The sequence below is a fragment of the Luteimicrobium xylanilyticum genome (genome assembly GCF_009429125.1).
Lineage (GTDB): Bacteria > Actinomycetota > Actinomycetes > Actinomycetales > Cellulomonadaceae > Luteimicrobium > Luteimicrobium xylanilyticum.
Genome location: NZ_CP045529.1, coordinates 4,057,351 through 4,073,885 on the forward strand (window position 1 = coordinate 4,057,351; position 16,535 = coordinate 4,073,885).

Here is a 16,535-nt window from a genome sequence, read left to right on the forward strand (position 1 = left end):
ACCCGTGCCGGGCCCTGGCGTGCACGAGCGAGCCGTGCAAGCCGACGTGGCGAGCAAGTTACTCCCGGGTAGGCGCTGAAAACAGACATTCGCGGGGGCGTGTCGAAATCGTGATCGACTGGAAACGGCGGAGAAACCCTCGGGGTGCCGCCATGTCGTCGCCCGCAACAGACGGACCGGAGCGACGTGACCCAGGCCACAGCAGGGCTTTCGGCTCTTCGACGTGCTGTCCGTTTCGTACCCGGAACGGACGTCCGCGGTTTCTGGGCAGGACGCGGGGCCGCGAGCCGCCTCTCCGGCCGTCTCACCATCTGGACGTTCGGGCTGCTTCGGCCCGCCCTACCCGTGGCGATGCACCTCCGGTACAGTGTTCGCCGAGTGCTTGCTTGTCTTCTTCACCGGAGTCGACGACGAACACCGTGCATGCGCCCTCGAAGGTCGAGGGCGTGTACCGACTCCCGAAGGAGATCCCCCATGGCTACTGGCATCGTGAAGTGGTTCAACGGCGAGAAGGGCTACGGCTTCATCGCCCCCGACGACGGCTCCGCCGACGTCTTCGCGCACTACTCGGCCATCCAGGCGACGGGCTTCCGTTCGCTGGACGAGAACCAGCGCGTCGAGTTCGACGTGACGCAGGGCCCGAAGGGCCCGCAGGCGGAGAACATCCGCCCGCTCTGATCTGAGCACCGGCGCCCGCGCGGGCGCTGACGACGAGCCCGGTACCCCGCGAGGGGTGCCGGGCTCGTTCGCGTCTCGAGGCGCTTCCGCGGCCCTACAGCACGCTCGACAGGAAGTCGCGCGTCCGGGCCTCCCGCGGGTTCTCCAGCACCTCGGCGGGCGTCCCGCGCTCGACGACGACGCCGTCGGCCATGAACACGACCTGGTCGGCGACCTCCTTCGCGAACCCCAGCTCGTGGGTCACGACGACCATCGTCATCCCGCTGCGGGCGAGGTCGCGCATCACCGCGAGCACCTCGCCGACGAGCTCGGGGTCGAGCGCGGAGGTCGGCTCGTCGAAGAGCATGAGCTCGGGGTCCATCGCGAGGGCCCGGGCGATGGCGACGCGCTGCTGCTGCCCGCCGGAGAGCTGGGCCGGGTAGTGCTCGGCCCGGTCGGACAGCCCGACGCGCCGCAGGAGCTCGTCGGCGCGCTCGCCTGCCTGCGCCTTGGAACGCCGGAGCACCTGGACCTGGGCCTCCATGACGTTCTGCCGGGCCGTCATGTGCGGGAACAGGTTGAACCGCTGGAACACCATGCCGATGCGGGCGCGCTGCCGGGCGATGTCGCGGCTGCCGAGGCGGTACAGCGTCGGCTGACCACGCCGGGTGCCCTCGCGGTACCCCATGAGCTCGCCGTCGACCCGGACCCGCCCGGCGGTGATGTCCTCGAGCTCGTTGATGCACCGCAGCACGGTCGACTTCCCCGAGCCGGACGGCCCGAGGACGACGCACACGGTGCCCTGGGGGACGTCGAGGTCGATGCCCCGGAGCACGTGCAGGTGCCCGAACTCCTTGTGCAGGCCGCGGATCTCGACCATGGGCGGGGTCCCGCCGGTGGTGGGCTGGCTCATCGGGCACCTCCAGCGCCGCCACCCTGCGGGCGGCCCATGTCGTCGAACACCGCGATCTCCGGCGTCGTGCCGGCCTCGGCGATCGCTTCCTGACGGGTCGGACGACCGCCCGGCCCCCGCCCGCCCCGGCCGCCGCGGTGCTCGTCGAAGCCGCGCCCGTAGTACCGCTCGAGGTAGTGCTGCCCGACCATGAGGACGCTCGTGATCGCCAGGTACCAGATGGCGGCGACGACGAGCAGCGGGATCGGCTGGAAGGTCCGGCTCGCGATCGCGTTGGTCGCGAACTGCAGGTCGAGGGTGAACGGGACGGCCAGGACGAGCGACGTCGTCTTGAGCATGGAGATCGTCTCGTTGCCGGTCGGTGGCACGATGACGCGCATCGCCTGGGGCAGCACGATGCGGCGCAGGATGGTCGAGTCCTTCATCCCGAGCGCCCGCGACGCCTCCTCCTGACCGCGGTCGACGGACTGGAGCCCGGCCCGGACGATCTCCGCGAGGTACGCGGCCTCGTTGAGCCCGAGCCCGAGGATCGCCGCCCGCGACGCGGTGACGAGCTCCGTCGTCGTGAAGTGGAACCACTCGGGGCCGAACGGCACACCGAGCGAGATCTTCGGGTACAGCACCGAGATCAGACCCCAGAACACGAGCTGCGTGTAGATCGGGGTGCCGCGGAAGAACCAGATGTAGACCCAGCTCGTGTACCGCATGACGGGGTTCTCGGACCGCCGCATGATCGCGAGCAGCACCGCGAGGACGATCCCGAGGATCATCGACGCGACCGTGAGCCACAGCGTCCAGCCGACGCCGCGGACGACCTGCTCGTTGAACAGGTACTTCCCGACGGTCGGCCAGTCGAACTTGTCGTTGGTGACGAGCGCGTGCACGACCATGGCGGCCAGCACGAGCACGACGACGGCGGAGACCCAGCGCCCGGGGTGCCGGACGGGCACGGCGTGGATGCGGTCGGGGACCGGGTCGGAGGCGGAGACGGCAGGGCCGGGCGACTTTGCCCGACCCTGCCCTGCGAGATCGCTCATGGCGCTCAGTCTGCTCCGGTGGCGGCCGTCAGCCGACCGACGGGTTCAGCTCGGCCGTCGTCACGGCGCCGTCCTCGTTGCCCCAGGCCTTGAGGATCTTGCCGTACGTGCCGTCGTCGATGAGCTTCTGGACGGCCTTCTGCACGACGTCGGTGAGGGCCTGGTCGCTCTTGGAGACGACGATGCCCTGCGGCGCCGTCGCGAAGACGTCGCCCAGCTGCTCGAGCTGGCCGTTCGTCTGCGAGATCGCGTAGGCGATGATCGGCGAGTCGGCGTACATGGCGTCGAGCTTGCCGCCCACGAGGTTCGTGGTGACGTCGGCCTGCGAGTCGTAGATGAGCTGGTCGATCTTGTCCTTGCCCGCCGCGGTGCACTTCTTCGACAGGTCCGCGAGCTCGTCGGCCTCGACCGTGCCGGTCTGGACGCCCACGCTCTTGCCGCACAGGTCGCTCTGGTCGATCCCCTTCGGGTTGCCCTTCTGGACGGCGAACGCCTCGCCGGCCTGGAAGTACTCGATCATGTTGACCTGCTTGAGGCGGTCCGGGTTGATCGTGAACGACGAGACCCCGATGTCGTAGCGCGAGCCGATCGACGGGATGATGTTGTCGAACTTCGACGTCTGGATGTCCGCCTTGAGGCCGAGGGTCGCGGCGATCGCCTTCGTCAGGTCGACGTCGTAGCCGACGGGCGTCTTGCCGTCGTCGCCGATGTACTCGGCGGGCGCGTACGTGGTGTCGGACCCGACGCGCAGGGTGCCCGCGGACTTGATCGAGGCCGAGACGGCGGCGGCGAGCGTGTCGTCCTTGGCGACCGAGCTCGGGTCGAACGTCGAGGCGCCGGCGGTGGACTTGCCGCCCGAGCCCGAGTCGTCCGAGTCGGAGCAGCCGGCGAGCACGACGGCCAGGGTGGCCGTGGCCACGAGGGCGGTGCTGATGGTGCGAAGTCGTCGCATCGTTCCTCCAGAGATCGCGCTGCCGCGAAGCGGCCACGACGCCGCACCTCGCGACGTCGCGGTCACAGTATGCGCGTCGTGTTACTACGCCGTAACGACTGCCCGCCCTGTGGCCAGGTACCGGCCGCCTGCCCGGCTCCCGTCAGGACGACGCGAGGTGCTCGAGCGCCACGTCCGAGCCGGTCGCACTGACCCGCACCCCGCCGTCGTCGCCGCCGTCCGCGGGCACGACGTCCGCGCCGGTCAGACGAACGCCCTTCGGCAGGTCGAGCGGCACCTTGAGTCCCCGGACGGTGTCCGCGAGCCCGCCGGGCAGCGAGTCCGCGGAGACGGTCGCGCCCGCGATCTTCGCCGCCTTCACGTCCACGGCGAGCGCGCCGTCGGACACCTTCGGGTCCAGCACGAGCCCGACGCTCACCCCCAGGACCTTCGTGGTCGCGACGAGGCCGCCGTCGGTGGCGTCGATGGTGACGTCGGAGCCGGTCCGCTTCGCGACGAGCTTCTCGAGCGTGGCGGCCGGAACCGTCGCGTGGACGGTGCCGTCCGTCACGACGTACGGCGAGCTCAGGCTGACGCCGCTCCCGTCGACGTCGACGTCGGTCACGGTCGTCCCGCCGAAGCTCGCCGAGCCGGCCCGGACGCTGACGTCGTCGAGCGAGCCGTTCCAGAGCTGGGTCAGGAACGGGAAGCCGTGGATCTTCGCGGAGACGTCGCGCGCGTCGGACTGGGCGGTCGCCTCGCGGGCGAAGGTCCGTTCGAACGCCCAGCAGGCGACGCGGTCGGCCGCGACCGCGAGGAGGGCGAGCACGACGACGGTGATCAGGAGTCTGCGGAGGAAGCGCACCTCGGTACCGTACGGGGCCGCGGCGGGTGCGACGATCGACGGGTGCCGCCCTCCCCCGAGCCTTCACCGGACCCGACGCAGAACCCGGCCCTCGCCGGGGCCGCGCCGGACCTCGCGGCGCTCGACTCGCTCGTCGTCGACTGCCGCGCGTGCCCGCGTCTCGTGGCATGGCGGGAGCAGGTCGGTCGCGAGCGCCGGGCAGCGTTCGCGACCCAGGACTACTGGGCGCGGCCCGTGCCGAGCTTCGGCGATCCGGCGGCCGGGATCCTCGTGGTGGGCCTGGCGCCCGCCGCGCACGGCGGGAACCGGACGGGCCGGATGTTCACGGGCGACCGGTCCGGCGACTTCCTGATCGCCGCGCTGCACCGGGTGGGCCTCGCGTCCCAGGCCACGTCGGTTGCGCGCGGCGACGGCCTCGCGCTGACCGGCGCTCGCCTGGCGGCGCCGGTCCACTGCGTCCCGCCGGAGAACAAGCCCACCCCCGACGAACGCCGCACCTGCTCCGTGTACCTCGCGCGCGAGGTACAGCTCGTGGCGCCGCGGGTCGTCGTGACGCTCGGGGCCTTCGGGTGGAACGCGACCCTCGACGTCCTCGCGGGCGCCGGCTGGGCCGTCCCACGCCCACGCCCGCGGTTCGGTCACGGCGCCGAGGTGGTGGTTTCACGTGAAACGTCGGAGACCGGCGTCGGTCCTGGTCAGCTGATACTTCTGGGCTGCTTCCACCCCAGCCCGCACAACACGTTCACGGGCAGGCTGACGCCCGACGCGATGGATGCTCTGCTCGCCCGCGCGCGAGCGCTCGCCGCGTCATAGGTTCGTCCCGTGGCCCTGACGCCGGACGCACCACCCGTGAGCGTGGGCGTCCTGCGCGAGCACGACGCCGACGAGCGACGCGTCACCCTGGTCCCCGAGGTCGTCGGCAGACTCGTCCGCGAGGGGTTCGCCGTCGTCGTCGAGCGCGGGGCGGGCGAGGCGGCGTTCTTCCCGGACGCGGCCTACGAGGCCGCGGGCGCGACGCTCGGGGACCGGTCCGCCGCCCTGGCGGCGGACGTCCTGGCGTGCGTCCGCGTGCCCGACGCCGGCCTCGCACTGTCGCTGCACCGCGGCCAGGTGGTCGTGGGTCTCCTCGCGCTCGGCGGCCATGCCGACCAGGCGGACGCCCTGACCGACGCCGGGGTCGTCGCGCTCGACCTGGCGCTCCTCCCCCGCACCCTGTCCCGTGCGCAGACGATGGACGCGCTCACGTCACAGGCCTCGGTCGCGGGGTACCGGGCGACGATCGTCGCTGCCGAGGCGTTCGGGCGCTTCTTCCCGATGATGATCACGGCCGCGGGCACCGCGAAGCCCGCGCAGGTGCTCGTTCTCGGGACCGGGGTCGCGGGCCTCCAGGCGATCGGCACGGCCCGGCGGCTCGGCGCGCAGGTCACGGGCTACGACATCCGCCCGTCCTCGGCCGACGAGGTCCGGTCGCTCGGCGCGACGTTCCTCCGGCTGACGAGCTCCCCCGAGGGCGCGGGCGAGGGTGGCTACGCGCGCGAGCTCACCGACGACGAGCGTGCCGCCCAACAGACCGAGCTCGCCGGGCACGTCGCGAAGTTCGACGTCGTCATCACGACGGCGCAGGTCCCGGGCCGCCGCCCGCCCGTCCTCGTCACCGCCGAGACGGTGGCCGCGATGCGGCCGGGGAGCGTCGTCGTCGACCTCGGCGCAAGCGACCTGGGCGGCAACGTCGAGGGATCGGTGCCCGACGAGCGCGTGGTCACCCCGGGCGGCGTGACCGTCGTCGGGGCGGGCAACCTCGCCTCCGAGCTCCCGACGGCGGCGTCATCCGCGTACGCGCGCAACGTCGCGGCGGTGCTGCGCGCGGCCGTCCGGGACGGCCGGCTCGACGTCGACGTGGACGACGACGTGATCCGAGCGATCCGCGTCCCTGCCGCCACCTCCAACCCAGCCCCAGCCGAGGAGGCGCGCGCATGACCCCGGAGCTGGCGTCGTCGATCAGCATCTTCGTCCTCGCCCTGCTGGTCGGGTTCGAGGTCATCAGCAAGATCCCGACGACCCTCCACACCCCGATGATGTCGGGCGCGAACTCGATCCACGGCGTCGTCCTGGTCGGCGCGATCCTCGTCGCGGGACTCGCCGACGACCCCCTCGGCTACGTCCTGGCCTTCCTGGCCGCGGCCTTCGCCGCGATGAACGTGGTGGGCGGCTACGTCGTCACGGACCGCATGCTGGGCATGTTCCGCGGCAGGCCGTCACCCTCGGCGAACGCAGCGTCACACTCGGCGAGCGAAGCGTCACGCTCGGCGAACGCAACGTCACACTCGGCGGAGGCGAGCCGGACGCCCGAGGTGACGAGGCGAGGCGGGGCGGAGACCGACGATGCGAAGGCCGTGGTGGGGCTGGCGGGAGCCGAGCGAGGAACGAGCGAGGCGGATGGTAGGCCGAGCACGTCGGGCGCAGCCCCGCCTCGCCCCGCCGCCAGCCCCGACTCCCGCCGCCCCGACCCGGACGAAGGCAGCGACCGATGAGCGCGACGCTGACGATCACGTGGCTCGTCTACCTCGGCGCCGCGGTGTGCTTCGTCCTCGGCCTGCACCTGATGCGCTCCCCCCGCACGGCACGCCGCGGCAACGCGCTGTCGGCGTCGGGCATGACCGCGGCGGTCCTGGTGACGGCGTTGCTGCTGCTGGACGAGGACGGCGGCGGGGTCGGCTGGCACGGGGGCGTCTGGGCGGGGGTCGCGCTGGGTGGCGGGATCGTCGTCGGGGGCGGGTACGGCCTGTACGCGGCGCGGCGCGTCAAGATGACGGCGATGCCGCAGCTGGTGTCGTTGTTCAACGCGGTGGGGGGCGGCGCGGCGGCGACGGTCGCGCTGGCGGATGCGTCGCGCGCGCTGGCGGCGGGCTCGTGGGACGGGTTGTCGGTGTCGTTCTCGGTGCCGGTCGCGTTGGACGTCCTGATCGGTGCGGTGACGTTCTCGGGCTCGTTGGTCGCGGCGGGCAAGCTGCAGGGGTGGGTGTCGGGGGCGCCGATCACGTTCCGCGGTTCGCGGGCGCTCGCGCTGGCGTCGGCGGTGGTCGCGGTCGCGGCGGGCGTGGTGGTGATCGTGGCGGGCGGCGGCTCGTCCGACGGTGCCCGGACGACGGCGTCGCTCGCGTTGGTCGTGGCCCTGGTCGCGGCGTTGCTGTTCGGGGTGCTGATGGTCCTGCCGATCGGCGGCGCCGACATGCCGGTCGTGATCTCGCTGCTGAACGCGTTCACGGGGCTCGCGGTGGCGATGGCGGGGTTCGTCGTCGGCAACGAGGTCATGATCGTGGCGGGTGCGCTCGTAGGGGCGTCGGGGTCGATCCTGACGAAGCTCATGGCGGACGCGATGAACCGGTCCGTCGCGTCGATCCTGGTGGGCGGGTTCGGTACGGGTGACGCGCCGTCGGCGGCGGGCCCGGGCGGCGGCGCGGCGGCGACGGTGCGCACGGTGGACGCCGACGACGTCGCGATCCAGCTCGCGTACGCGCACCGGGTGGTCCTGGTGCCGGGCTACGGGCTGGCTGCGGCGCAGGCGCAGCACGAGCTCGCGGAGCTGGCGAACCTGCTGACGTCGCACGGCGTGGCGGTGTCGTACGCGATCCACCCGGTCGCCGGCCGCATGCCGGGCCACATGAACGTGCTGCTCGCGGAGGCGAACGTGCCGTACGAGCAGATGAAGGAGCTCGAGGAGGCCAACGCGGAGCTCGACCAGTGCGACGTCGCGCTGGTGGTGGGAGCGAACGACGTCACGAACCCGGCGGCCCGCCGCCCGGGCACGGCCATCTCGGGGATGCCGATCCTCGACGTCGACCACGCGCGCTCCGTCGTCGTGATCAAGCGGTCGATGGGCCACGGGTACGCGGGCATCGACAACGAGCTCTATACGGATCCCCGGACGGGCATGCTGTTCGCGGACGCGAAGGACGGTCTCGCTCAGCTCGTCGCGGCGGTGAAGGAGTACGTCACCGCGGGGTGACGCGACGTTCCGTGAGTCGCAGCGGGCGTCCCCCGGCGCGACGCACCGTGCGTGCCGTCTCGAGTCGGGCCAGGACCTCCATGCGACGCAGCTCGCGTTCCCACGGTTCGGGCAGCGCTGCGTCGTGCCCTCTGCGCCTCGTCATGACTGCCATCTACGTCCCCTGCCCTTACCGACGCCTTCTCGTCCGAGGCGTCCCGGTTCCCGTCGTTGTGGACGGCGCCTTCCGGGGGCGCCGTCGAAGGAAGAGAGCGCCGGCCTCGCTCTCCGTGACGGCCGTGACCAGGTGAGATTCGGGTGAAGACGCGGTCAGTGGATCAGGTCGCGCCAGTTCTCGGGGACACGGTCCGTGGGCCAGGGCGCGCCCTGGTCGACGGGGTGGGCGAGCGGGGGCGCCAGCTCGGGGCCGTCCGTGTAGTCGTCGGTCCGGTAGTCCCACCACCAGTCCTCGCCCGGCTCGTAGGACCGCATGATCGGGTGCCCGGTCTCCTGGAAGTGCCGGCTCGCATGCTGCGCGGGCGAGCTGTCGCAGCAGCCCACGTGCCCGCACTGGGCGCACCGGCGCAGGTGTACCCACCAGCCGCCGCGCTCGTCACACTCGACGCAACCGGGGCCGCTCGGGGGCACGCTCGGATCGATGCCGGGGTCACCGGCCGGTCCACTCGGTTCTGCCACGGGGGCCTCCTCTCGACCTGCTTACCGTAGGCCGAGGCGCCGACGGCGGCAGCATGGACCGGGCTCCCGCCCTCTCAGCCCTGCGCGAGGACCGCGATGCGCTCCATGTCGCGCCGGTACACCACGGCGTGCGCGGCGAGGTCGTCCCGGCCGGTCTGCGCGGCCCGGTCGTCCGTGAACGCGGCGAGCTCCTCGAGCCGGGAGACCATGGTGCGCAGCACGTCCGTCGGTGTGATCGGGTCCCAGCCGTAGACCTCGACGATCCGGTTCAGCCGGGCCGTCCGCGCGTCGTCGTCACCCGTCCAGCCCTCGACGTGGATGTACGGAGCGAGCCAGTACGCCAGGTACGCCAGATCCCAGACCCGTGGCCCCGGTGACGCGGTGTCGAAGTCGATGAGCCCGACGAGCCGCCCGCCCCGGAACACCATGTTGTACGGGGCCGCGTCGTTGTGGCAGACGACCTCGGCGGGCTCGTGGACGGGCAGGCGCCAGCCTGGCGACGACGGCGCGAAGCCCACCGAGGCGTCGTGCAGGCGCCGCAGGAACAGGACGGCGTCGTCGAGGACGTCGGCGCCCCACACCCAGCCAGGGTTGTCGTGCGGCACGTCGCCCTCGAGGTACGAGACGATCTCCCGCCCGCGGTCGTCGACGCCGAACGGCTCAGGGATGCCGGTCATGCCCGCGGACCGTAGGTGGCGCAGGTAGGACTGGATCGTCGTGGTCCACGGGCCGGCGGCGCGGCGCACGGTGTCGCCGACACGCAGGACGGGCGTGGTGTTGCCGCCGGGCAGGTGCTCTTCGATCATCGCGACCCATCGTGCCCGACAACGCTGCATTCGTGAACTCGGCCGCTCCGCACGAACGGCGCCGCGACGCACGACGCCGCCTCTGGGGACGCGGCCCGTCGTGCACAGGCGCCGTTCCCTGACCGCCGTCGCAGCACGCCCCTCCGGCAGGCTCGGCCCGTGCCGCGTCCTCGTCCCGCCCCTCGCCCTCGTGCCCGACGACGCACGCGCGCCGCCTGCGCGCTCGTCCTCCTAGCGGCCGTGGTCGCGGCGGCGACGGGCGTGCCCTACGTCGTCGCGCACGCCCGGGCGGCGCGCTACCCGGTCTCCACGGCGGAGCTGGCGCGGGCGACGCGGGAGCTGGCCGACCTCCCCGTGCGGGACCGTGCGCCGTCGGACGGCTACACGAGGGAGCAGTTCGGCCAGGCCTGGGAGGACGTGGACCACAACGGCTGCGACACGCGGAACGACGTGCTCCGGCGCGACCTCGAGAACCTCACGTACAAGCAAGGGAGCGGCGACTGTACGGTCGCGTCCGGCGTGCTGCGCGACCCGTACACCGGGCGCACCATCGACTTCCGTCGCGGCGCCGGCTCGGCCGCCGTCCAGATCGACCACGTCGTCGCGCTCGCCGACGCCTGGCAGACGGGCGCCCAGGACTGGCCTGCCGCCACCCGCCTCGCGTTCGCCAACGATCCTGCGAACCTGCTCGCCGTCGACGGCCCGGCCAACCAGGACAAGAGCGCCGACGACGCCTCCACGTGGCTCCCGCCGAACCCCGGCTACCGGTGCGCGTACGTCGTCCGGCAGCTCCGCGTGAAGTCCGCGTACGGCCTGTGGGTCACCCGTGCCGAGCACGACACGATGGCCCGGACCCTGCGGACCTGCGTCACCGTCCCGTGACGGCCGCCCGCGCGCGCCGTCGCCGCTCAGCGCGACAGGACGACCGACGCCTCCGCCGTGTACGCGAGGAACGTGAACGACTCCTGCAGGTACAGCTCCACCGAGTCCGCCGTGTGCGACGTGTACCCGATGGACACGTCCTGCCCCAGCACCAGCTCGTAGTCGCCGCCCCGCGTCGACAACAGGTACCCGCCCCGCAGGGCCGGCGCCCACACGATCGCACTGTCCACCATGCGCTCGAGCTGGTCCCGGATCGGGAACCCGTGATCCCGCGTCTCCGACACCGCCGTGTACAGGTCGGCGTCCAGCACCAGGGCGTACGGACCCTCGACCCCCGCCAACCGGAGCTCGGTGACGGCGTGCGCCACCGCGTCCGGCAGCTCCCGCGGATCCTCAGGCACCGCCACGGGCGCGTTGTCCGACCCCGGCCCCAGGCCCCCGATCCGCGCGGCCTCGTAGCCCTCGAAGATCGCCCGGTCCTCGACCCGTGCCAGCACCGTCGCCGCGTCCTTCACCGGCTGCCAGTCGGAGTCCTTCGAGCCCCGCAGCACGTCGTCCACCGCCTGCCGGTCGAGCGTGAACGGCACCCGCAGCTCCACGAGCGGCGCGACCTCGCGCAACCGCGACCGCGTCCCCTCGTGCGGCGCCTCGATCGCCGACACGTGGCCCGTGTTCGCCGCGGCCGTCTCCAGCCCCAGCGGGCCCGTCACGTCCACCACCCGACGCCCCGCCACGTTCCGGCGGAACGTGCGCGACGCCTCCTCCGCGATCTCGGCCCATGCCGCGTCGCTCACCGGCGCGAGCCAGCGGTGGAGGTTGGACGCCCCGACGACCTGCGCCACCGGCTGGACCGTCACCTCGGGCTCGTTGCTGCTCATTGCGGTTCCTCTCTCAGGCTGCCGATGCGGAGGTCGTCGTGCGGTCGGGTCGCGTCGCCGTCGGTGCTGACGGGGGCGGACGGGGCGGGAGGGCTCGACCTGCCGTCAGCCTCGCGTGCGATCCGCTCCAGGTCCGCGGACGTGACCGTCGGGTCGTCGCCCTCGGCCAGGGACTCCAGGAGCTCGAGCGACGGGACGAAGAACAGGGAGCCCGTGACGGCCGTGGAGACGTCGAGGATCCGGTCGTAGTTGCCGACGGGGGCGCCCACGAACATCCGCTCGAGCATCAGCTCGGTCACCGACGGGTCGTCGGCGTACGCGATGAAGAACGTCCCGTACTCGCCCGTCGACGGGTCCCCGAAGGCCATGTTGTCGCGCAGGACGTCGTGCTCCTCGCCGTTCTCGTCGACGATGGTGTTGAGGGTGACGTGCGAGTTCGACGGCTGGACGTCGTCGTCGAGCTCGACGTCGTCGAGCTTCGTGCGGCCGATCACGCGCTCCTGCTCCTCGACCGGCATCGCATGCCATGCCGCGAGGTCGTGCACGTACTTCTGCACGACGACGTAGCTCCCGCCCGCGAAGTCCGGCTCGTCGTCCAGCGAGACGATCGCGGCGGCGGCCGCGTCCCGTCCCGTCGGGTTCTCCGTCCCGTCCACGAACCCCAGCAGGTCGCGCGAGTCGAAGTAGCGGAACCCGACGGTGTGGTCCTCGACCTGCACGTCGTCGCCCAGCGCGTCCATGAGCAGGCGGGTCAGCTCGAAGACGAGGTCGGCACGATTGGCGCGGACGTGGAAGAACACGTCCCCCGGTGTCGCGACAGCGTCGTGCTTGGCGCCCTGGATCGGCCGGAACGGGTGCAGGTGTGCCGGGCGTGGCCCGTCGGGCTGCACCCGGTCCCAGTACCGGGACCCGAACCCGACGATGCACGTCAGTCCCGCCTCCGACTGCCGGAAACCGACTGCCCGCACCAGCGCGCCGATGTCGGCCGCGACGTCGAGCACGCGGGCGTCCGCACCCGGCGTGTCCCGCACGCTCACGACGAGGAAGACGGACGAGGTGGTGAGGGTTCCCAGCACGGCTTGCGGCTCGGGCACGTCCGCGGCGACCCCGGGCGCGCTGCCGATCCCCTCGATCGCGTTCAGTGGCACGGCACGAGCCTTTCACGTGCGACGACGTGGTGCACCCGTGCCGTCACGACGTGGGCACCTCGTCCGTCACGTCGGCGACCGTCGCCCCCAGGGCACGGACCGCGTCGTCCGCGGCCAACCGCACGCCGACCCCGTGCGCGCCGCCGCCCAGCGAGATGGTGCCGTCGACGCGCTCGTCCGCGACCACCGGCCACGCGCGACTCGCGCCGAACGGGGTGATGGTGCCGCGCTCGTACCCGGTGACGTCCTTCGCGACCCCCGCGTCCGGCATCGACAGCCGCGAGACCCCGAGCAGCGCACGGAGCTTCGGCCACGAGATCGTCCGGTCGCCCGGGACCAGGACGAACAGGTAGTCGTCCTCTCCCCGGCGCACGACGAGCGTCTTCACGATCCGGCTCGGCTCGACGCCCTGGAGCTCGGCCGCCTCCACGAGCGAACGGGCGCGTGCGTGCTGCGTCAGCTCGTAGGGAATCCCGGCAGCGTCCAGCGCGGCGACGACGGTCTCGGTGCTCATGTCACCGAGCGTAGGTGGTGCGCACCGACCCGTCAGTCGGTCTCGGACTCCCGAGCCTTCTCGGTGGGCGTGGCCGTGGGTTCGGAGGTGCTGCCGGTCGGTTCGGTCGTCGGGGTGCCCGTCGGAGTCGGGGTCGGGACGCTGCCGTCCTGCCCGGACGAGACGACGATCGTCACCGTCGAACCCGCCTCGACCTGGGAGCCTTCGGCCAGCTCCGTTCCGTCATCCTTCGTGAGGCCGGCGACCGTCCCTGCCGGCGCATCGGACGTCTCCTCGACGTCCGCAATCACGACTTTCAGCCCGAGGGCCACCAGCTTGTCCTTGATCGTGTCGGGATCCTGCCCCACGAAGCCCTCCGGGATCGTCACCGTCGCCGGCGGCTTCGGCCCTTGGGACACCACGAGCGTGACGGTCGAGCCCACCTTCACCGAGGTGCCCTCGGCAGGCGACACGCTCGCCACCGAGCCCGCCTTCACCGCGTCCGAGTACACCTTCTTCGGATCGACGACGACCTTCACACCCAGCCCGGTGAGCTTCTTCTGCACCGTCGCGAGCGGCTGCCCCACGAGGCCGTCCGAGATCGTCACCGTCGCCGGCGGCTTCGACCCTTGGGACACCACGAGCGTGACGGTCGAGCCCACCTTCACCGAGGTGCCCTCGGCAGGCGACACGCTCGCCACCGAGCCCACCTTCACCGCGTCCGAGTACACCTTCTTCGGATCGACGACGACCTTCACACCCAGCCCGGTGAGCTTCTTCTGCACCGTCGCGAGCGGCTGCCCCACGAGGCCGTCCGGGATCGTCACGGTGGTCGCGGGCTTCGGCCCCTGGGACACGACTGCCCTGACGGTCGAACCGGCCTTGACCTTGCTGCCCGACCCCGGGGTCACGCGCACGACCGCGCCCGCCTTCACGGTGGCCGAGTAGGCCTTGGTCGGCTTCGCGACCTTCAGGCCGAGGCCTTCGAGCTTCTTCTGGACGGTCGCGAACGAGTGCCCCACGAGGCCCTTCGGTACCACGACGGTCGCTGCGCCGGGCTTCGACGTCTTCGGCGCGGTCGCGTGGTCCGACGGGGCCTTCGGCCCGGCCTCGGTGTCGGAGGGCACGGTCACGCCCGTGTAGTCGATGACCGGGGTGCCGGTCGGGAGCAGGCCGCCGGTGTGGAACTCGAAGTGCCACGGCTCCGGCTTGCTGCCGTCGAGGTGCCCCCACGCCGGGTTGTCCCAGCCGTACGCGGGCCCGTGCTCGCGCAGCCACGCGTACTCCGCGGACCGCCCGGTGGAGATGGGGTAGCCGAGGTCGACGGCGAGCCCCCAGCCGTGGTTCGACGTGCCGGGCACGGCGGCCAGGTTGGGCTTCGTCCTGCGGAGCTCGATCTGTACGGCAAGGGGCCGGTAGGAGTCGGTGATCGGGATCGGGTGCCCGAACCTCTTCTCGAAAAGCTTGCTCAGGGCCTCGAGCCGGTTCGCGGCGTCGCACCGCAGCATCTGCCCCGGGGCGAAGTCGAGCGGGCACAGCGCGGACGCGGGGATCTCGCCGTTCTTGTACCCGTCGATGCTGGTCCCGTACCGGTCGACGAGCTGCGTGAGCTGGTTCGCGAGGCCGCCCGTCAACGGTGCGGTCGTCGCAGCGACCCCGTCCCCGCCGACGACGCCCGTGCCCGTCGTTCCTGCGGCGCTCTGAGCCGCAGTGGCGGCATCGAGGGCGGTGGCGAGCCGCTCGGCCGCGGCGACGACGTCGTCCCACGTGACCGGCTCCGACCCGTCCTGCGCGTCGGGGTCGGCGAGCGAGTCCGTGGTGGTGGACGGGATCCCGCCGGCGGCCGACGCCCCGGTCCCCACCGACGACGACCCGTCGACCCCCGACGAGTCCGTCCCCGTGTCGGGCGTCGCCGTGGCCGACGGCGTGGGGAGCGCGGCCGGAGCGGTCGTCGACGGGGTGGGGGTCGCCGACGGGGTGGGGGTGGTCGACGGGGTGCCCTCGTCCGTCGGGGCGTTCGCGGTCGGGACGGATCCGTCAGCGCTGGTCGTGGGGGTCGCGCCGGGGGCCGTGGTCACGTCGTCCGAGGGCGCGGGGACCGTGCCCGCCGGGCTCGTAGGCTCCGCCGTCGGCACGGACGTGGGCGCCGAGGACGGGACGCTCGCGGTCGGCGTCGGCGTCGGGGTCGCTCCCGGAACGGCGACCGCGGGGCTCGTCGGCTCGTCCACCGAGGGCATGCTGCCCTGGACCGCCGTCGTGGCCGGGTCCGGGATCAGTGCGCCGGTCGCGCCGTCGTCGACCGCCCCCGCGGGGCTCGTCGGGTTCGCCTGTGGCGTGTCCGCAGCCGCCGGGGCGTCGGTCGCAGAGCCCGTCGGCGTCGTGCCGGTCGGCGGCAGCAGACCCGTCGGGGCGGCACCGTCCGCGGCCAGGACCCCCGTGGTGGCACCGTCGCTCGGCAGGGTCGGGGACGACGTGCTGCTCGGGCTCGCGGTGCTCGTGGGCGCAGTGCTCTCGGTCGACGCCGGTGCGGCCGGGTCCGCGGTCGGCGCGGCATCGTCGGCGGCATCCGTGTCGCCGGAGGTCTTCGCCACCGCCTTGTCCCACGGCGACGTCGTCAGCGGGTCCGGCGGCTCGAGCGCGCTGACCGGCAGGTCGACCGGCGGCGTGAGCGCAGCGGTCGCGGCGACCTGCGCGTCGTAGGTGACCAGGAGCATCCCGGTCTCGCTCGCCGCCTGCGCCACAGGGCCGCCGACCGCGTCGGGGTGGGCGGCGAGGTAGTCGTCCGCGCGGTTCAGGATCGCGAGCACGTCGTCACGATCGAGCACGGATGCGGGGGCCGTCGTGACGTCCGGCGCGGTCGTCACGCTCGCGCCGACGCCCGTCGTGCCGCCACCCGTCGTGCCTCCACCGGTCGTGACCGGCGCGGCCGCCGGGACGGACGACGTCCCGGCCGGGACGGGGCTCCCGAGGCCTTGCGCGCTCGCAGCTCCCAGGGCACCGAGCGAGGCAGCGGCGACGACTGCGACGACGACGCTCCCACGCCGCGCCGCGGCTCCCGGCTGCCTGCGCGTGGTGCGGCTCTGCATGACTCCCCTGGTGGACGTGGCGTCGCGCCCGGTGACCGCGGTCACACGTGTGGCGCCCTTCCCAGCCTGCGCCATCTTCGCGGCGTGCGCTACATCGCGTCCCACGAAGAGCACCCTACGTCCTCGAGATGACTGCGTGACAACGCTGCCATCCCGAA

17 protein-coding genes are annotated in these 16,535 nt (G+C 72.7%); 6 read left to right on the forward strand and 11 right to left on the reverse strand.

Features of this window, described 5'->3' with window-relative positions; genetic code table 11:
• Nucleotides 1–474 precede the first annotated feature (474 nt).
• A complete protein-coding gene (locus KDY119_RS18040) occupies nt 475–678 on the forward strand; it encodes a cold-shock protein (protein WP_036955534.1) in 204 nt (67 codons plus the stop codon).
• 94 nt (nt 679–772) lie between these two features.
• Here KDY119_RS18040 and KDY119_RS18045 read toward each other — a convergent pair whose 3' ends face one another.
• From KDY119_RS18045 to KDY119_RS18060, 4 genes are all read right to left on the reverse strand, one after another.
• A complete protein-coding gene (locus KDY119_RS18045) occupies nt 773–1,570 on the reverse strand; it encodes an amino acid ABC transporter ATP-binding protein (RefSeq protein ID WP_036955531.1) in 798 nt (265 codons plus the stop codon).
• The gene (locus KDY119_RS18050) at nt 1,567–2,607 is read right to left on the reverse strand and encodes an amino acid ABC transporter permease (RefSeq protein ID WP_051137027.1); all 1,041 of its coding nucleotides are present in this window, start codon (nt 2,605–2,607) and stop codon (nt 1,567–1,569) included. The genes KDY119_RS18045 and KDY119_RS18050 overlap by 4 nt, the downstream gene beginning before the upstream one ends.
• A 28-nt stretch (nt 2,608–2,635) precedes the next feature.
• A complete protein-coding gene (locus KDY119_RS18055; protein WP_036955529.1) occupies nt 2,636–3,559 on the reverse strand; it encodes an ABC transporter substrate-binding protein in 924 nt (307 codons plus the stop codon).
• Between the two features lie 142 nt (nt 3,560–3,701).
• Nucleotides 3,702–4,403, reverse strand: coding sequence for an LmeA family phospholipid-binding protein (locus KDY119_RS18060; protein WP_051137026.1), 702 nt, complete (start codon nt 4,401–4,403; stop codon nt 3,702–3,704).
• A 42-nt stretch (nt 4,404–4,445) separates the two neighbouring features.
• On the opposite strand from KDY119_RS18060, the gene KDY119_RS18065 reads away from it, so the two are divergent.
• The 4 genes from KDY119_RS18065 to KDY119_RS18080 are packed head-to-tail and all read left to right on the forward strand — an operon-like array spanning nt 4,446 to nt 8,409.
• The gene (locus KDY119_RS18065) at nt 4,446–5,216 is read left to right on the forward strand and encodes a uracil-DNA glycosylase (protein ID WP_036955526.1); all 771 of its coding nucleotides are present in this window, start codon (nt 4,446–4,448) and stop codon (nt 5,214–5,216) included.
• Nucleotides 5,217–5,225: 9 nt separating this feature from the next.
• Nucleotides 5,226–6,380, forward strand: coding sequence for an NAD(P) transhydrogenase subunit alpha (locus KDY119_RS18070; protein WP_227994430.1), 1,155 nt, complete (start codon nt 5,226–5,228; stop codon nt 6,378–6,380).
• Nucleotides 6,377–6,934, forward strand: a complete 558-nt coding sequence (locus tag KDY119_RS19375) for an NAD(P) transhydrogenase subunit alpha (protein WP_083891283.1) — start codon at nt 6,377–6,379, stop codon at nt 6,932–6,934. Before KDY119_RS18070 ends, KDY119_RS19375 begins: the two co-directional genes overlap by 4 nt.
• Complete coding sequence (locus KDY119_RS18080; RefSeq protein WP_153022622.1) at nt 6,931–8,409, forward strand: NAD(P)(+) transhydrogenase (Re/Si-specific) subunit beta; 1,479 nt, start codon at nt 6,931–6,933, stop codon at nt 8,407–8,409. The genes KDY119_RS19375 and KDY119_RS18080 overlap by 4 nt, the downstream gene beginning before the upstream one ends.
• Here the strand turns inward: KDY119_RS18080 and KDY119_RS18085 are convergent.
• The 3 genes from KDY119_RS18085 to KDY119_RS18095 all read right to left on the reverse strand — a co-directional run bounded on the left by KDY119_RS18085 (nt 8,396) and on the right by KDY119_RS18095 (nt 9,890).
• Nucleotides 8,396–8,554, reverse strand: a complete 159-nt coding sequence (locus KDY119_RS18085) for a hypothetical protein (protein ID WP_153022623.1) — start codon at nt 8,552–8,554, stop codon at nt 8,396–8,398. The genes KDY119_RS18080 and KDY119_RS18085 overlap by 14 nt on opposite strands.
• Before the next feature lie 164 nt (nt 8,555–8,718).
• On the reverse strand, nt 8,719–9,084 hold the full coding sequence (locus KDY119_RS18090; RefSeq protein ID WP_036955523.1) for a UBP-type zinc finger domain-containing protein: 366 nt from the start codon (nt 9,082–9,084) through the stop codon (nt 8,719–8,721).
• Between the two features lie 74 nt (nt 9,085–9,158).
• The gene (locus KDY119_RS18095; RefSeq protein WP_051137024.1) at nt 9,159–9,890 is read right to left on the reverse strand and encodes a phosphotransferase; all 732 of its coding nucleotides are present in this window, start codon (nt 9,888–9,890) and stop codon (nt 9,159–9,161) included.
• A gap of 261 nt (nt 9,891–10,151) precedes the next feature.
• On the opposite strand from KDY119_RS18095, the gene KDY119_RS18100 reads away from it, so the two are divergent.
• Nucleotides 10,152–10,772: an HNH endonuclease family protein gene (locus tag KDY119_RS18100; RefSeq protein WP_227994431.1), complete on the forward strand. Its 621-nt coding sequence runs from the start codon at nt 10,152–10,154 to the stop codon at nt 10,770–10,772.
• A gap of 26 nt (nt 10,773–10,798) precedes the next feature.
• Here KDY119_RS18100 and KDY119_RS18105 read toward each other — a convergent pair whose 3' ends face one another.
• The 4 genes from KDY119_RS18105 to KDY119_RS18120 are packed head-to-tail and all read right to left on the reverse strand — an operon-like array spanning nt 10,799 to nt 16,377.
• Nucleotides 10,799–11,650 (reverse strand): family 1 encapsulin nanocompartment shell protein, encoded by an 852-nt coding sequence (locus KDY119_RS18105; RefSeq protein WP_051137023.1) that lies wholly within the window; start codon nt 11,648–11,650, stop codon nt 10,799–10,801.
• Nucleotides 11,647–12,798 (reverse strand): Dyp-type peroxidase, encoded by a 1,152-nt coding sequence (locus tag KDY119_RS18110; protein ID WP_227994432.1) that lies wholly within the window; start codon nt 12,796–12,798, stop codon nt 11,647–11,649. Before KDY119_RS18110 ends, KDY119_RS18105 begins: the two co-directional genes overlap by 4 nt.
• Nucleotides 12,799–12,841: 43 nt before the next feature.
• On the reverse strand, nt 12,842–13,312 hold the full coding sequence (locus KDY119_RS18115; protein ID WP_036955518.1) for an aminoacyl-tRNA deacylase: 471 nt from the start codon (nt 13,310–13,312) through the stop codon (nt 12,842–12,844).
• A gap of 32 nt (nt 13,313–13,344) precedes the next feature.
• Nucleotides 13,345–16,377 (reverse strand): PASTA domain-containing protein, encoded by a 3,033-nt coding sequence (locus tag KDY119_RS18120; protein WP_153022625.1) that lies wholly within the window; start codon nt 16,375–16,377, stop codon nt 13,345–13,347.
• Nucleotides 16,378–16,535 lie beyond the last annotated feature (158 nt).

Coding starts and splice junctions, on each gene's coding strand:
- KDY119_RS19375 (WP_083891283.1), top strand. CDS start 6,377: ATGACCCCGGAGCTGGCGTCGTCGATCAGCATCTTCGTCCTCGCCCTG.
- KDY119_RS18115 (WP_036955518.1), bottom strand. CDS start 13,312: ATGAGCACCGAGACCGTCGTCGCCGCGCTGGACGCTGCCGGGATTCCC.
- KDY119_RS18095 (WP_051137024.1), bottom strand. CDS start 9,890: ATGATCGAAGAGCACCTGCCCGGCGGCAACACCACGCCCGTCCTGCGT.
- KDY119_RS18080 (WP_153022622.1), top strand. CDS start 6,931: ATGAGCGCGACGCTGACGATCACGTGGCTCGTCTACCTCGGCGCCGCG.
- KDY119_RS18045 (WP_036955531.1), bottom strand. CDS start 1,570: ATGAGCCAGCCCACCACCGGCGGGACCCCGCCCATGGTCGAGATCCGC.
- KDY119_RS18105 (WP_051137023.1), bottom strand. CDS start 11,650: ATGAGCAGCAACGAGCCCGAGGTGACGGTCCAGCCGGTGGCGCAGGTC.
- KDY119_RS18050 (WP_051137027.1), bottom strand. CDS start 2,607: ATGAGCGATCTCGCAGGGCAGGGTCGGGCAAAGTCGCCCGGCCCTGCC.
- KDY119_RS18040 (WP_036955534.1), top strand. CDS start 475: ATGGCTACTGGCATCGTGAAGTGGTTCAACGGCGAGAAGGGCTACGGC.
- KDY119_RS18085 (WP_153022623.1), bottom strand. CDS start 8,554: ATGACGAGGCGCAGAGGGCACGACGCAGCGCTGCCCGAACCGTGGGAA.
- KDY119_RS18055 (WP_036955529.1), bottom strand. CDS start 3,559: ATGCGACGACTTCGCACCATCAGCACCGCCCTCGTGGCCACGGCCACC.
- KDY119_RS18120 (WP_153022625.1), bottom strand. CDS start 16,377: ATGCAGAGCCGCACCACGCGCAGGCAGCCGGGAGCCGCGGCGCGGCGT.